Here is a 15,259-nt window from a genome sequence, read left to right as displayed (position 1 = left end):
CGATAAAAAAACAGGGAATACACCATGATGAATCGTCGCGATTTTATCAAAACTACCGGCGCGCTCTCCGTGGCGGCAGCCTGTTCCGGCCTGCCATTCCAGTCGGTGTGGGCAGCGGATACCGCTGCGGCCACGCCGAAAAAGGGCGGCCATCTGAAGGTCGGCATGGACAATGCCTCAAGCACTGACCGCCTTGATCCGGCGTTCTGGTTTGAATCCTATATGTACTTCGTCGGCTCGCAGCTGTTTAACTGCCTGGCGGAAGTGGATGAGCACGGTAAGATCACACCGTCGCTGGCGGAGAGCTGGGAAACCCGCGACGGTAGCAAAACCTGGGTGCTGAACATCCGCAAAGGGGTGCAGTTCCACGACGGCCGCACCCTGACGGCAAAAGACGTGGTTTACTCGCTGAACCATCACCGCGCTGAGAAATCCAGTTCGTCGGTGAAAGGCTACCTCGATCCGGTGGTGTCGCTGGAGGCGACGGCACCCAATCAGGTGACCATCAAGCTGAAGGAGCCGAACGTCGAGTTTATCGCGCTGCTGAGCGATGTTCACTTTGCCATCACTGCCGAAAATGAAAACTTCGACAAAGGTATTGGCACCGGGGCGTTCATTCTTGAAAGCTTCAAGCCGGGCGTGCGCACGCTGGTGAAGCGTAATCCGAACCACTGGAACCCGGCGCGCGGCCACGTCGACTCGGTAGAAACGCTGGCGATGAATGACTCTACTGCCCGCGTCGCGGCGCTGGCCAGCGGCTCAGCACATTTGATCAACCGCGTTAATCCGCGCATTGTTGAGCGCCTTAAGCACATGCCGAATATCCAGCTGCTGCGTTCGCGCGACAGCCAGATCTTCACGTTCCCCGGCCTGGCGACGGCCGCGCCGTTTAATACCCTGGACGGTCGCCTGGCGCTGAAATACGCCATCGATCGCGAGCAGATTATCAAAACCGTGCTCGGCGGCTTCGGCACCGTGGCGAATGACAACCCAATCTTCCCGTCCAGCCCCTATTTCGCCAAAGATATCCCGCAGCGCCCGTATGACCCGGAAAAAGCCAAATATCACTGGCAGAAAAGCGGCTTCAGTGGCCCGCTGGTGCTGTCGGTGGCAGAGGCCGGATTCCCTGGCGCGGTGGATGCCGGGCAGCTGTATCAGAACTCGGCAGAAAAGGCCGGTATCCCGCTGAAGGTAGAGCGCGTACCGGATGATGCCTTCTGGGACAACGTCTGGATGAAAAAGCCGTTTGTCTCCTCTAACTGGTCGCTGCGCCCGACGGCGGATGCGCTGCTGTCGCTGGTGTTCACCAGCAGTGCGCCGTGGAATGAGTCGCAGTGGAAAGAGCCAGCGTTTGACCAACTGGTGACCGCCGCGCGCGGGGAGCAGGACGAGCAGAAACGCCGCCAGATTTACCACGATATCCAGCTGATGCTGGTGGAAAAAGGCAGCGAAATTATTCCGCTGTATGCCGATGCGCTGGACGCCGCCAGCAGCAAAATTAACGGCTTCGTGGCGATCCCGGGCTTCACCATGAGCGGTAACCGTGCAGCGGAAAAAGTGTGGTTTGCATAACAGCTAATGAGTCATTTATCTGAACGCCGGGGGAAGGGCCACCTTCCTCTGTTAAAACTGATTGGCCAGCGCCTGCTGGCGGGTGTAGCGATGCTGCTGGTGGTCTCTGTGCTGATTTTCGTCGGTATCCAGCTGCTGCCGGGCAATGCTGCGACGGCTATCCTCGGCCAGACCGCCACGCCGCAGGCGGTGGCGGTGCTTAATCAACAGCTGGGGCTGGATCAGCCCGCTGCCGGGCGCTATCTTGCCTGGCTGGGCGGCGTGCTGCAGGGTGATTTTGGCCACAGCTTTACCAGCCGCGAAGCTATCGGCCCGGTGCTGCTCGACAGGCTGGCAAATACGCTGTCGCTGGCGTTTTTCACCGCCATCGTTGCCGTGCCGCTGGCGCTGGTGATTGGCTTTGTCTCGGCGCGCTTTCAGGGCAGTTGGATCGATCGCCTGCTCAACTTCTTCACCCGCGCCGCCGTCTCGCTGCCGGAGTTCTTCTCCGGCTATCTGCTGATCCTGATCTTCTCGATCACTCTGTTCTGGCTGCCGAGCAATAGCAGCATCTCCGACGGCATGCCGCTGGGGGATCGCCTGCTGGCCGTCGCGCTGCCGTGCATGACGCTGATCTTCGCTATCCTCGGCCATATGAGCAATATGACCCGGGCAGCGTTAGTCAGCGCGCAAAACGCGGCGTATGTTGATACTGCGCTAATGAAGGGGCTGTCACCCTCGGCTATCCTGTTTCGTCACGTGCTGCCCAACGCCTGGGGGCCGATCGTTAACGTGATCGTGATTAACCTGGCGTGGCTGATGGTCGGCGTGGTGATCGTCGAGAACGTGTTTGTCTATCCGGGCCTCGGACAATATATGGTCGACAGCATCAGCAAGCGCGATATCCCGGTGATCCAGGACTGCGCGCTGCTGCTGGCGGGGATCTACATTCTGCTTAATCTGCTGGCGGATATCATCACGCTGCTGGCTAACCCGCGTCTGCGTTTTACAAGGAATTGATCTGATGTTCAGGCTGAAACTTTCCGTACTGCCCGGCGTTATCGGGCTGAGCCTGTTTGTGCTGGTGGCGCTGCTGGCGCCGTGGCTGGCGCCGTTTGCGCCGGACCAGGTGGTCGGCAGCGCCTGGGCGGGCGTGTCGCCGGACAGCTGGCTGGGCACTGATAACCTCGGGCGCGACCTGCTGTCCCGCCTGATCTGGGGCACGCGCACCTCGCTCAGCGTCAGCGCGGTGGCCACGCTGCTGGCTTTTGCCATTGGCACCTTCCTCGGCTTTCTGGCCGGTTACTTCGGCGGTTGGGTGGACCAGCTGATCTCGCGCCTCAACGATATTCTGATGGCCATCCCGACGCTGATTCTGGCACTGGTGGTGTTAGCCATGCTGCCGAAGACCATCTCGGTGATCGTGCTGGTGCTCGGCATTCTGGAGTCGACCCGCGTGCTGCGCGTGGCGCGTGCGCTGGCGCTGGAGATTGCCGCGCAGGAGTTTATTGAGGTGGCGCGGCTGCGCGGTGAGCGCCTTGGCTGGGTGCTGTGGCGCGAAATTCTGCCGAATGCCTTTACCACGCTGGTGGCCGAATTTGCCCTGCGCTTTATCTTTATCCTGCTATTTCTTTCAGCGCTGTCGTTCTTAGGGCTGGGCATTCAGCCGCCGACCGCCGACTGGGGCGGACTGGCGCGCGATAATAAAGATGGCATTCTGTTTGGCGTTTGGGCGGCGCTGATCCCCGGCGCGGCGATTGCGCTACTGGCACTGGCATTAAACAGCGTGGCCGACTGGCTGTTAAGCCAGCACACCCGCAGCTGGCAGGAGTAGAGCATGAGCGAACAGGCGTTATTACAGGTTAAACAGCTGCGGGTGACCGCAGGCGCGGCTACCCTGGTGGAAGAGATCTCCTTTACCCTGCGCAAGGGGGAAGTGCTGGGGCTGATCGGTGAGTCCGGCGCGGGCAAGTCGACCATCGGCCAGGCTATCCTCGGCCACTTCCGTCACGGCATGCGGCTTAGCGGCGGGCAGATCCTCTTCGACGGTAGCGATCTGACTGCGCTATCGGAACGCCAGTGGCGCAAGGTGCGCGGCGCGAAAATCGCCTACGTTGCCCAGTCGGCCAGCGCGGCGTTTAACCCGGCGCAGAAGATCGGCGAGCAGGTAATTGAAAGCGCGATTCGCCACCGCGTACTGGATCGCCAGGCGGCGATCCGTCGTGCGCTTGAGATCTTCAGTCAGCTACAGCTGCCGCAGCCGGAACAGTTCTTCCATCGCTATCCGCATCAGGTTTCTGGCGGTCAGCTGCAGCGTGCGATGATTGCCATGGCGATCTGTGCCGGACCGCAGCTGATTGTCTTTGATGAGCCGACTACCGCGCTGGACGTGACCACCCAGCTGGAAGTGCTGAAATCGATCCAGCAAATTATCCGACTGACCGGCGTGGCAGCGCTCTATATCAGCCACGACCTGGCGGTGGTGGCGCAGCTCAGCCAGCGCATTATGGTGCTGCGTCACGGTCGTGAAGTGGAAAGTGGCGAGACGGCGGCGCTGCTGAGCCATCCGCAGCAGGCCTATACTCGCCAGCTGCTGCACAGCCACGGCGAGCCGAACCCGCCGCGCAGCAGCACGCTGCCGCTGCTGACCGCGACGGAAGTCAGCGTGGATTACCACGGGGAGGCGGTGCTGCATGCGGTGTCGCTGGCAATCGGCCGCGGCCGCACGCTGGCGCTGATCGGTGAATCCGGCGCGGGTAAATCGACGCTGGGCCGCGCGGTGTGTGGTCTGGTCGCGCCGTCCCGGGGCGAAATCCGTTTTAACGGCCAGCTGCTGCCTGCCACGCTGCGCCAGCGCACGCGCCAGCAGCTGCAGCGCGTGCAGCTCATTCATCAGCACCCTGACACTGCCCTGAATCCACGGCTAACGATCGGCCTGCAGATTGAGCGGGCGATGGTCTGCCTGAGTGAGCGGACCGCACTGCAGCGTAAGGCACGGGTGAATGAACTGCTGGAGAAAGTTGGCCTGTCGCCGCAGCTGGCAGAGCGTTATCCCCATGCGCTGTCCGGTGGCCAGAAGCAGCGCGTCTGCATCGCCCGGGCGCTGGCGGTAGAGCCGGAGCTGATCGTCTGCGATGAGCCCACCTCAGCGCTCGATCCGCTGGTCGGGCGTGAGGTGCTGGCGCTGCTGAAAACCCTGCAGCAGGAAACCGGCGTCTCGCTGCTGTTTATCACCCATGACCTGCACGTGGTGCGCGCGGTGGCGGATGAGGTGATGGTGCTGCGCTACGGCAAAGTGGTACGCCAGGGGGCGCTCGGTGAAGTATTCAGCGCCCCGCTGGATGACTACACTGCCGAACTGCTGCGCGCGGTGCCGGAAATGCGTCCCGGCTGGCTGGCAGAGGTGACGGCAGTAGGTTAATGCTGTAGTAACGCAAATTGAAACGATATTTTCCCCTGTCGTCACTCGTCAGTAAAGTTCCCCGACTAAAGTTCCGATAACCCCCTGTTGAAGCCCCCCGGAGATTAACCGGGGGGATAATCGTGGCTGACCGAAAACAGCCCGCTTAGCGCCCAATTACTGGCACACCACACGCAGGGGATTTAGTATGACCATCACCAAAAGGCTGTTTTTAATCTTTTCCCTCCTGGCGCTTTCTCTGATCGCGCTTTCCGCTTACTCCCTGTACGCCATCAGCGGCTTCCAGTCGCGCTTTGAATATGTGCAGGTGAATGCGATCCCCAGTATTAAGGATCTGAATAAGGCTATTAGCACCACCAGCGATCTGCGGGTGGCGCTTTATATCCACCAGAGTGAAAGTGACGGCAGCAAGCAGCCAGGCCAGGAGACGCATATTGAGCAGCTGGTCGGCAAGCTGAAAACGCTGACCGATTACTATATGGCGAACGACATCTCCAGCGATCGCGACCGCCAGATGACGCAGGATGCGCTGGCCAATATTGATGCGATCCAGAGTGCACTGCCGGCATTTTTTACCGCTTCGCGCGCGCACAATGATGCCATCTCGCTGCCGCTATTACAGGGTGAGAGTGGTGTTGGAGCAGAGGTGCGCAAGCTGGTTAACAGCTTAAACGCTCAGATCCAGCTCAACATTGATATTGGTAACGGGTTGCGCGTGGAGAATGCGCATAGCTACAGCACCACTTTCTGGGGCATGCTGATTTTTGCCAGCGTCATCATTATTGTGATGGGGCTGCTGGCGGTGAAAACTATTCTTAGCGTGCGCAACAGCCTGAACGGCATGCAGAGCGTGATGGAATCGGTCAGTGAATCCCTTGACCTGACCCAGCAGGTTGATGCGTCGCGCAACGATGAGATCGGTAAAACCGCTCTGGCGTTTAACAGCCTGATGGCGCGCGTTTCCGGGGTGCTGACCTCCGTGACCTCGTCGGCGCAGTCGGTCAGCTCGGCGTCCACCCAGATCGCCGCCGGTAACGAAGATCTCTCGGCGCGCACCGAAGAGCAGGCGGCTTCGCTGGAGCAGACTTCGGCCAGCATCAGCACCCTGAACGATACGGTGAAACAGAACGCCGAAAACGCCCGCCAGGCCAGCACGCTGGCCAGCACCGCCAACGATCTGTCGGTCCACAGCGGCAACGCCGTGGCGGCGATGGTCGGCACCATGGAAAAAATTAAAACCAGCTCCAGCAAGATCTCTGATATTACCGGGCTGATTGAGGGCATCGCCTTCCAGACCAATATTCTGGCGCTGAACGCGGCGGTGGAAGCGGCGCGTGCCGGTGAGCAGGGGCGCGGATTTGCGGTAGTGGCAAGCGAAGTGCGCAGCCTGGCGCAGCGCTCCTCCACTGCAGCAAAAGAGATCAAAGATCTGATTGTGACTTCAGCACAGCTGGTCGAAAGCGGTTCTGTTCAGGCCGCTGACGTCGGTGACAATATGGCGAAGGTGCAGGGATCGATTCGTCAGGTGGCTGATATCGTGGGCGAAATGGCGGCAGCAACCTCAGAGCAGAGCCAGGGGATTGAGCAGGTGCACCTGGCGATTGGACAGATGGATACCGTGACGCAGCAGAACGCCGCGCTGGTGGAAGAGGCTTCCGCAGCTTCGCAGTCGCTGCAGGAGCAGGCGGTGAATATGAACCAGCTGGTGGCGGCCTTCCGCCTGCAGTCTGGCCGCCCGGTGGTGGCTGCGGCCAGCGCGGGCAAAGTTCCGGCGATCGCCCCGGCACCACGCCTGGCGAAACCCGCGCTGGCATCGGTGGACGATAACTGGAGTTCATTCTGATTTAACATTTCGGGTCGGGCGTGCCCGACCCCTACAGATTCTTTGCTGATTTAACATTTCGGGTCGGGCGTGCCCGACCCCTACAGGTTCTTTGCTGATTTAACATTTCGGGTCGGGCATGCCCGACCCCTACAGTAGCCGGTATGTTGCGACGGCAAAGGGCGAATTTAATGATGCGCAATCACCGAGGCAATCACCCCGGTCGCGACGGCAATTAACACGTAATTACCCTTCACATTCACCCAGCGGTGGCCGGACGGCGGTGCTTTCAGGCCGCGTTTGTGCCAGTCGTTAACCTGATATCCCTCACCACGATACTGCTGCGGCAGCGGGCGACCGCGACGAAAGTCGGGCTGGCGCTGCTGTGGGTGGTTGTTGGCCTGGTGCTCAGCGCCGCGCTGCGGTATTCCACCCTGATTCTGCTGATGGGGCTGATTTTGCTGCGGGTGCTTAACCGGCTGCTGGCCGGGCCCCTCGTCAGGACCCTGAGCAAACGCGCTCAGGCTCAGGCTGCTGAATATCATTGCTGACAGGGCAATAGTGCGGCTTTTTTTCATCTTGTTATTCCTTGCGGTTGAATCAATGTTCAGACAGAAGGAATGTGGCGTCTGGCGGCGGGGCGAACAAGGGTAAAAGTCTGAAGCGGCAGGGTTTAACGAAATCTTTAATCTTCACTAACGAAAAACAGGCACCGCACGGCGCGGTGCCGGCTGTTCAGAACGGGGTTTCGACCACGCCCCCATCGACGCGCAGCGCCGCGCCGGATGTTGCGGACGACAGCGGGGAGCAGACGTACACCACCATATTGCTGACCTCTTCAACGCTGGCGGCGCGCTGGATCACCGAGGTCGGACGATTGGCCTTGACGAATTTCACGCCCAGCTCTTCCAGATCCGCACCGTCAGCCAGCTCCTGTTTAAAGAAGTCGGCAAAGCCGTCGGACAGCGTAGGCCCGGGCAGTACGGCGTTGACCGTCACGCCGGTCCCGGCTGCGGCTTTTGCCAGCCCGCGTGACAGCGCCAGCAGCGCGGTTTTACTCACGCCGTAGTGGATCATATCAGCAGGAATATTGATGGCGGACTCGGACGAGAGGAACACCACTCGCCCCCAACCGGAGTCGATCATCTGCGGCATATAGGCGCGGCTGAGGCGCACGGCCGACATGACATTAATGTCCCAGATGCTCTGCCACAGTTCGTCGTCGGTTTCAAAGAAGTCACCGCCGGGGAAGATGCCGACATTATTCACCAGCACATCGCAGCGCGGTTCGGCTTTCAGCAGGGCTTTGCAGCCTTCCGGGGTACCGAGGTCAACCGCATGTCCGCGTGCGTCGTGGCCCAGCGCGTTGACCAGCGCATCAACCTGCGGCTGGGTGCGCCCGGTGACGACCACCGTGGCACCTGCTGCAGCCAGACCCTGAGCAATACCTTTACCAATACCTTTAGTGGACCCGGTGACAATGGCGGTTTTGCCGCTTAAATCAATCTTCATCACGTTCTCCCGTTTATAGAGCCAGGGAGTAAGTGTAGACACGATTAAGCCGCTTTTGCCGCCCGCGGCATTAATCGCTAATCGAATACGCCTCGCTCAGCAGCCGGTTCTGCTGCTCACGACTGTAGCTGACCAGCGAATTTTTGCTGTTGGAACGCGCCAGGATCCAGTCCACTTCGGCGGCGCTCAGCGCGGGCGGGGAGTGCCAGAACGGGGTAATGGCGTTAGTGCGTAACCACTCACTCAGCTGACGGGCTGGGGCATCGGGTGAGGCCAGCGGGAAAAGCAGCGCGGCCAGCTGCTGCATCAGTTTGACCTGCTGCGCATTTTCGCTCTGCTCCAGCAGGCTGAGGAACGGCAGCAGCAGGCGGCCACACACTTCGCCGTGATGATAATCTTTGATGGCGCCAAGCTCCCCGGCAATGCCGTGGATCACCCCCAGCCCGGCCATGCTCAGGCTCTGTCCGCCCAGCCAGGAGGCCAGCATCATCTGTTCGCGGGCTTCATCCCCGCTGGCATCTTCACGATTAAGCGCCGACCAGCCGCGAATAAACGCCTGCATCCCGGCGATGGCCGTCTGGCGGCTAAAGGCGTTGCCTTTTGCAGAGAGATACGCCTCGAACAGGTGGGTAAAGGCATCAATACCGCAGCACGCCAGCACGTGGTCGGACGCGCCGCGCAGCAGGTGCGGGTCGAGGATCGCAATCTGCGGCACAAAGTTAGCGTGGCGCAGCGAGGCTTTGACTTTGATCGCCGCTTTATCGGTGATCACTGCATTCTGCGTCACTTCACTGCCGGTTCCGGCGGTGGTCGGAATGGCGATCAGCGGCAGGGTCGCGCCGCTGACCGGCGTATCGCCAACCTTTTCCAGGTAGCGCAGGGTGTTGAGCGGGTGCTGGCTGAGGGCGGCGACCGCTTTCGCGGCGTCTATCACGCTGCCGCCACCAATGGCGACCACGCGCTGCGCCTTGCCGCGCCAGCGTGCTACCCAGCCGTCTATTTCCGCGGGCGAGGCCTCGTGGCTGACCACTTCGATGCCGCACAGCAGCGGTTCCACCCCGGCCTGTAGCCGTTGCCAGGCGGGGCCATTAAGAAACGAGCGGCCGCAGAACAGCACGGTCGCCAGCGGCTCGGCGTTGAGCAGCGGCAGCAGCTGTTGCAGGCTGCCAGCGCCAAAAAAGGTCTGTCGGTTGCTAATCAGTAGGCTGGTGTTCATCGGCAGGGCATCTCTTCGCAAAGTTAAGGGCAGGTAAAAGTGATGTTCCGATCTTTTGGCGCGTTGATAATACTGAACCGGTGCTCAGAAATACGCTGGGCCAGCCAGCCGTCCGGCGTGGTGGCCGAAGGGATGTAGAGCTGGCGATCGGAAGAGAGCAGTGCGCCGCTCTCCACCTGTAAATCCGGCAGAGTGACTGAGAACGAACTAAAGCGGTCAATAACTTTGCCCTGAGTCGTACCCAGCGACTGGCCGCTGAGCGTCGAGACTGTCGCAGCGCACGTTTCCCCCTGATAGTCGGAGGAGCAGGCGCTAAGCAGCAGAGCCAGCGCAACAGGCAGTGGGAAGAGTAATGAGGATATTTGCCGGGTTCCTGAAGACTGCATAGCACATCCTGTTGGTTGAAGGGCCACTCAGTTTATGAGAATCGGCTTAGTATAGCCCGGCGAAGCGGCGCAGTCATTGCGGCAGAATGCTCTGAGAAATAGTTAGCATTCACTTTCATTGTGCTGTGCCTGCGGCAATAACCCTGCGTTTTGTAACATTAAACTGAATCAATTCAGCTAAATCGTTAACAATAGTTCGCAAGCAAATTAATGAGTGCTACAATCGCCTCCGTTTTGAGACTTGGATCACATTAGTGCGGCGAAGCAACCCGATTGCGGCGGGCACAACAGGCGATACAACCTATCGCAGGAATCACTGACTTGTGTAATTTCCAGGCAAACTGGTCAAGGGGTTATATACTTTTGGCAGGTTGCCTCGCTGATACATAACAGTTGGACGTCAGGGAGTGACGGGCGCCTATCCGGCGGAGCCGGGCAGGCCTTTTGGTAATTTTACTTATCGAATAATTCCAGTGAATAAAAAAACCTCTGCTCTCTTTTTGACGCCGCTATTTCTGATGACGCCGGTCGCCATCAGCTATGCGCAATCCTCTGCCGCCGCCACTCAGGAGCAGGAACCTTCCCTGATGGTGATTAAACAGCGTACCGGCCTCTCCGAGCTGGATACGCCTGCCGCCGTCAGCGTGATTGATGGCGATGATATGCGCCACGCCAGCGCTCAGGTCAATCTTTCCGAAAGCCTTGGCAGCGTGCCGGGGTTACAGATCCAGAACCGTCAGAACTACGCCCAGGATTTACAGCTGTCGGTGCGCGGTTTCGGCAGCCGTTCGATGTACGGCGTGCGCGGCGTGCGCATGTACGTTGACGGTATTCCGGCCACCATGCCGGACGGTCAGGGCCAGACCTCAAACATCGACATTAATTCGATTGGCAAAGTTGAAGTGCTGCGCGGCCCGTACTCTGCGCTGTACGGTAACGCCTCCGGCGGCGTGGTGAATATCGATACCACCACCGGGACTCAGCCCACCACGCTCGAAGCGGGTACTTACTTCGGCAGTTTTGGCAGCTGGCGTAACAGCGTCAAAGCCAGCGGCGCCACCGGTGACGGCACTCACGCCGGGGATGTGAATTACACTCTGTCCGGCTCGCGCTTCACCACCCACGGCTTTCGTGACCATAGCGGCACGCAGAAAAGCCTCGGCAACGGCAAGTTTGGCGTGCGCCTCGATGACGTCAGTACCCTGACGCTGATGTTCAACAGCGTATCGGTGGATGCCAACGATCCTGGTGGCCTGACCGAAGACGAATACAAAGCCAACCCGCGCCAGTCGCCGCGTGGCGATAACTTTAACACCCGTAAGAGCCTCGACCAGACCCAGCTCGGCCTGCGCTATCAGCGCGAGATGAGCGACAACGACCTGCTGACGCTCACCACCTGGCACGGCGAGCGCCATACCACTCAGTACCAGTCGATCCCCCAGGGACCGCAGAACAATCCGGCCTATCCGGGTGGCGTAATCGTGCTGGAGCGTAAATATCAGGGCGTCGATACCCGCTGGAAGCACGATGGCCTGCTCGGTGCGATGCCGGTAACGCTGACCGGCGGCATCGACTATGAAACCATGACCGAGCGCCGCCAGGGCTTCCAGAACTTTAATCTGGTGGGTGGCGTGCCGGAGTTTGGCGAGAAAGGGGCGCAGCGGCGCAACGAGAAGAACACCATGTGGAACCTCGACCCTTATCTGCAAACCAGCTGGCAGCTAACGCCAAAGTGGACGCTGGATGCCGGCCTGCGCTACAGCACCGTCAGCTTTGACTCCACCGACTACTACATTACCACCGGCAACGGTGACGACAGCGGCAGCGCGCGCTACCACAAGCTGCTGCCGATGGGCTCGATCAACTATGCCGTCAGCGACGCGTGGAATGTCTACTTCTCCGCCGGGCGCGGTTTTGAAACCCCGACCATCAATGAGCTTTCGTATCGCTCCACTTCCGGCACGCAGACCGGGCTGAACCTCGGGCTGAAGCCGGCCACCAGCGATACTTTTGAGCTGGGCAGCAAAACCCGTATCGGCTATGGCCTGCTGACTGCCGCCGTGTTCCAGACCAACACCGATAACGAGCTGGTGGTCGACAGCAGTTCCGGCGGACGTGCGGTATATAAAAACGCCGGTGAGACCCGCCGTCGCGGCGTCGAGCTGGGCTTTGACCAGCAGTTTGCGATGGACTGGCGCCTGAAAATGGCGTGGACGCTGCTGGATGCCACCTACCGTAACGAAACCTGCTCTGCCAGCGGCAGCTGCACCCCTGCGGGCAATCGCCTGGCGGGCATCGCGCGCAATATGGGCTACGCTTCGCTGGAGTATGCACCGGAAAGCGGCTGGCATGCCGGGGCCGATATTCGCTATATGAGCAGCATTCAGGCCGATGACGCCAATGACGCCCAGGCAGCGACCTATACCGTCGCCAGCCTCAACAGCGGCTATCGCTTCAACTGGAGCCAGTGGTCCCTGGATCTGTTTGGCCGCGTCGACAACCTGTTCGACCGCCAGTACGTTGGCTCAGTGATTGTTAATGAAGGCAACGGGCGCTACTTCGAACCGGCGCCGGGGCGCAACTGGGGTGGCGGCGCGACGCTCGCTTATCAGTTCTGATAGCAAAGAATCCAGCAACAGCCTGCGAACGTTCGCGGGTAAAAAACACCCGATGGATAGGGCAGTACATACCTTAAATAGTTCGAGTTGCATCAAGGCGGCAAGAGAACGAATCCCGATGAGCTTACATAAGTCAGTGATTCGGGTGAGTGAGAGCAGCCAACGCAGAGGCAGCTTGAAATATGACGGGTAAAAGGGTGTTTTAAAAGATTGGGCTTAAGCTCAATCGACGACTTTAAATTTTGGTAAGGTTCAAACTATGCAAAGTAAAGCATCAAGAATACTGATCCTGTTAACGGCTATTTTCGCCACGCTGAGTGGTTTATACCTGTTAATCGGTGGTATCTGGTTGGCTAAATTGGGCGGTTCGCTCTACTACATCATCGCGGGTGTGGTTCTGCTGATTACCGCTTTCCTGCTGTATCGTCGCCGGGGTGCAGCCCTGCTGCTGTACGCACTGTTCCTGCTGGCCACCACGATCTGGTCGCTGTGGGAAGTGGGCTCTGACTTCTGGGCGCTGACTCCGCGCCTCGACGTCACCTTCTTCCTTGGCCTGTGGCTGGTGCTGCCGTTCATCTGGCGTGGCCTGGGCTCTAAAGGCGCGTTCCCGCGCGTGGCGCTCTCTGCCGTGCTGGTGTTCGTGGTGGCGGTGCTGGCTTACTCGGTGTTTAACGACCCGCAGGAGATCAACGGCACGCTTAGCCACGATCAGGCTGCTGCCGCGCCGGCTGACGATGGTATTCCTGCCGGTGACTGGCCTGCCTATGGCCGTACCCAGGGCGGTACGCGCTACTCGCCGCTGAAGCAGATCAACGACGGCAACGTTGATAAGCTGCAGGAAGCCTGGACCTTCCAGACGGGCGACCTGAAAACCGCCAGCGATCCGGGTGAAATCACTAACGAAGTGACCCCGATTAAGATCGGCGACGCTCTCTACCTGTGTACTGCGCACCAGAAGCTGTTTGCTCTGGATGCCGCGACCGGTAAGCAGAAGTGGATGTTCGATCCGAAAATGAAGACCGACCCGACGTTCCAGCATGTGACCTGTCGCGGTGTGTCTTACGTGCAGACGCCGGAAGCGGCGGCCACGCCTGCGGGCAGCAAGCCTGCGTTGTGCTCACGCCGTATCCTGCTGCCGGTGAACGATGGCAGCATGTACGCGCTGGACGCGGAAACCGGTGCGCTGTGCCCGGAGTTTGGCGAAAACGGCAAACTGAATCTGCAGAGCAACCTGCCGTATAACAAAGTCGGTTCTTACGAGCCAACTTCACCGCCGATCGTGACCGATAAAACTATCGTGATGGCCGGGGCAGTCACCGATAACTACTCGACCAAAGAGCCATCCGGAGTAATCCGTGGCTTTGACGTTAACAGCGGTAAGCTGCTGTGGGCGTTTGATACCGGCGCGAAAGATCCGAATCTGATTGCCGAAGGCGATCAGCACTACACGCCGAACTCGCCGAACTCGTGGGCACCTGCTGCTTACGATGCCAAGCTGGACCTGGTTTACCTGCCGATTGGTGTCTCGACGCCGGATATCTGGGGCGGTCACCGTACCCCGGAAATGGAGCGCTTCGCCACCGGTATGCTGGCACTGAACGCCACCACCGGTAAGCTGGCCTGGTTCTACCAGACCGTGCACCACGACCTGTGGGATATGGACGTTCCGGCACAGCCGACGCTGGCTGACATCAACGATAAAGATGGCAACAAAGTTCCGGTTATCTACATTCCGACCAAAACCGGCGACATCTTTGTGCTGAACCGGACCAACGGTAAGCCCGTGGTTCCGGCACCGGAAATGAAAGTACCGGGTGGTGCGGCGAAGGGCGACCATGTCTCCCCAACCCAGCCTTACTCTGAACTGAGCTTCCGTCCTAAGGCCCAGCTGGCCGGTAAGGATATGTGGGGCGCGACCATCTACGATCAGCTGATCTGTCGTGTGATGTTCCATCAGCTGCGTTACGAAGGTCCGTTCACCCCGCCATCCGAGCAGGGCACCCTGGTGTTCCCGGGTAACCTGGGGATGTTCGAGTGGGGCGGTATTGCCGTCGATACCGATCGTCAGGTCGCGGTGACTAACCCAATGGCGCTGCCGTTTGTGTCCCGTCTGATCCCACGCGGCCCGGGCAATCCCATCGAGCCGGATGAGAATGACAAAGGCGGTACCGGTACCGAGTCTGGCGTGCAGCCACAGTACGGCCTGCCGTACGGCGTGACGCTGAACCCGTTCCTCTCTCCGCTGGGCTTCCCATGCAAGCAGCCTTCATGGGGCTACATCTCTGCGGTTGATCTGAAGACTAACGATATCGTGTGGAAAAAACGTATCGGTACCGTGCGCGACAGCTCACCGGTTCCGCTGCCGTTTAAAATGGGTATGCCGATGCTGGGCGCACCGGTTACCACTGCCGGTAACGTGTTCTTCATCGCGGCAACCGCCGATAACTACCTGCGTGCCTTCAACGTTTCTAACGGCAAACAGCTGTGGGAAGCGCGTCTGCCAGCGGGCGGTCAGGCTACGCCAATGACCTATGAAGTGAACGGCAAACAGTACGTACTGATTGTTGCCGGTGGTCACGGTTCGTTCGGCACCAAGCTGGGCGACTACGTGAAAGCCTATGCACTGCCGGACAGCAAATAACGGGATCGAATAACGGGCGAGGCATGCCTCGCCCCTACTAAAATCGGTAGGGGCCGGGCATGCCCGACCCGCTAAAATCGGTAGGGGCCGGG

At 59.6% G+C, this 15,259-nt stretch carries 11 protein-coding genes; 7 read left to right on the top strand and 4 right to left on the bottom strand.

Features of this window, described 5'->3' with window-relative positions:
* The first annotated feature begins 27 nt into the window (after positions 1–27).
* From QLG07_RS19045 to QLG07_RS19025, 5 genes are all read left to right on the top strand, one after another.
* Positions 28–1,572 (top strand): ABC transporter substrate-binding protein, encoded by a 1,545-nt coding sequence (locus tag QLG07_RS19045; RefSeq protein ID WP_048916836.1) that lies wholly within the window; start codon positions 28–30, stop codon positions 1,570–1,572.
* Between the two features lie 6 nt (positions 1,573–1,578).
* On the top strand, positions 1,579–2,571 hold the full coding sequence (locus QLG07_RS19040) for an ABC transporter permease (RefSeq protein WP_048916822.1): 993 nt from the start codon (positions 1,579–1,581) through the stop codon (positions 2,569–2,571).
* Between the two features lie 4 nt (positions 2,572–2,575).
* Complete coding sequence (locus QLG07_RS19035; protein WP_282469920.1) at positions 2,576–3,385, top strand: ABC transporter permease; 810 nt, start codon at positions 2,576–2,578, stop codon at positions 3,383–3,385.
* A 3-nt stretch (positions 3,386–3,388) separates the two neighbouring features.
* On the top strand, positions 3,389–4,972 hold the full coding sequence (locus QLG07_RS19030; RefSeq protein WP_282469919.1) for an ABC transporter ATP-binding protein: 1,584 nt from the start codon (positions 3,389–3,391) through the stop codon (positions 4,970–4,972).
* Between the two features lie 187 nt (positions 4,973–5,159).
* Positions 5,160–6,815 (top strand): methyl-accepting chemotaxis protein, encoded by a 1,656-nt coding sequence (locus tag QLG07_RS19025; protein ID WP_187497285.1) that lies wholly within the window; start codon positions 5,160–5,162, stop codon positions 6,813–6,815.
* Between the two features lie 167 nt (positions 6,816–6,982).
* Here the strand turns inward: QLG07_RS19025 and QLG07_RS19020 are convergent, their stop codons facing one another.
* The 4 genes from QLG07_RS19020 to QLG07_RS19005 all read right to left on the bottom strand — a co-directional run bounded on the left by QLG07_RS19020 (position 6,983) and on the right by QLG07_RS19005 (position 9,908).
* Positions 6,983–7,372, bottom strand: coding sequence for an RcnB family protein (locus tag QLG07_RS19020; protein WP_187497286.1), 390 nt, complete (start codon positions 7,370–7,372; stop codon positions 6,983–6,985).
* 157 nt (positions 7,373–7,529) lie between these two features.
* Positions 7,530–8,306 carry an SDR family oxidoreductase gene (locus QLG07_RS19015; RefSeq protein WP_282469918.1) on the bottom strand — a complete coding sequence of 259 codons (777 nt, stop codon included), beginning with the start codon at positions 8,304–8,306 and terminating at the stop codon, positions 7,530–7,532.
* Between the two features lie 70 nt (positions 8,307–8,376).
* Entirely contained in the window at positions 8,377–9,522 is a 1,146-nt protein-coding gene (locus QLG07_RS19010; RefSeq protein WP_282469917.1) for an iron-containing alcohol dehydrogenase, read from the bottom strand.
* 23 nt (positions 9,523–9,545) lie between these two features.
* Positions 9,546–9,908: a hypothetical protein gene (locus tag QLG07_RS19005; RefSeq protein ID WP_133624214.1), complete on the bottom strand. Its 363-nt coding sequence runs from the start codon at positions 9,906–9,908 to the stop codon at positions 9,546–9,548.
* A gap of 518 nt (positions 9,909–10,426) precedes the next feature.
* Between QLG07_RS19005 and pqqU the strand changes: the two genes are divergently transcribed.
* Entirely contained in the window at positions 10,427–12,526 is a 2,100-nt protein-coding gene (pqqU, locus tag QLG07_RS19000) for a TonB-dependent receptor PqqU (RefSeq protein ID WP_348994617.1), read from the top strand.
* A gap of 259 nt (positions 12,527–12,785) precedes the next feature.
* Entirely contained in the window at positions 12,786–15,167 is a 2,382-nt protein-coding gene (locus tag QLG07_RS18995) for a glucose/quinate/shikimate family membrane-bound PQQ-dependent dehydrogenase (protein ID WP_133624213.1), read from the top strand.
* Positions 15,168–15,259: the final 92 nt, after the last annotated feature.

This window comes from Erwinia sp. V90_4, from assembly GCF_029967685.1.
Classification (GTDB): domain Bacteria; phylum Pseudomonadota; class Gammaproteobacteria; order Enterobacterales; family Enterobacteriaceae; genus Erwinia; species Erwinia aphidicola.
Note: the sequence above shows the minus strand (reverse complement) of the source record. Positions and strands in the feature narration are given on the sequence as shown.

Excerpts from the sequence above, each read along its gene's own strand:
- QLG07_RS19045 (WP_048916836.1), top strand. The coding sequence starts at position 28 with ATGAATCGTCGCGATTTTATCAAAACTACCGGCGCGCTCTCCGTGGCG.
- QLG07_RS19040 (WP_048916822.1), top strand. The coding sequence starts at position 1,579 with ATGAGTCATTTATCTGAACGCCGGGGGAAGGGCCACCTTCCTCTGTTA.
- QLG07_RS19035 (WP_282469920.1), top strand. The coding sequence starts at position 2,576 with ATGTTCAGGCTGAAACTTTCCGTACTGCCCGGCGTTATCGGGCTGAGC.
- QLG07_RS19030 (WP_282469919.1), top strand. The coding sequence starts at position 3,389 with ATGAGCGAACAGGCGTTATTACAGGTTAAACAGCTGCGGGTGACCGCA.
- QLG07_RS19025 (WP_187497285.1), top strand. The coding sequence starts at position 5,160 with ATGACCATCACCAAAAGGCTGTTTTTAATCTTTTCCCTCCTGGCGCTT.
- QLG07_RS19020 (WP_187497286.1), bottom strand. The coding sequence starts at position 7,372 with ATGAAAAAAAGCCGCACTATTGCCCTGTCAGCAATGATATTCAGCAGC.
- QLG07_RS19015 (WP_282469918.1), bottom strand. The coding sequence starts at position 8,306 with ATGAAGATTGATTTAAGCGGCAAAACCGCCATTGTCACCGGGTCCACT.
- QLG07_RS19010 (WP_282469917.1), bottom strand. The coding sequence starts at position 9,522 with ATGAACACCAGCCTACTGATTAGCAACCGACAGACCTTTTTTGGCGCT.
- QLG07_RS19005 (WP_133624214.1), bottom strand. The coding sequence starts at position 9,908 with ATGCAGTCTTCAGGAACCCGGCAAATATCCTCATTACTCTTCCCACTG.
- pqqU (WP_348994617.1), top strand. The coding sequence starts at position 10,427 with ATGACGCCGGTCGCCATCAGCTATGCGCAATCCTCTGCCGCCGCCACT.
- QLG07_RS18995 (WP_133624213.1), top strand. The coding sequence starts at position 12,786 with ATGCAAAGTAAAGCATCAAGAATACTGATCCTGTTAACGGCTATTTTC.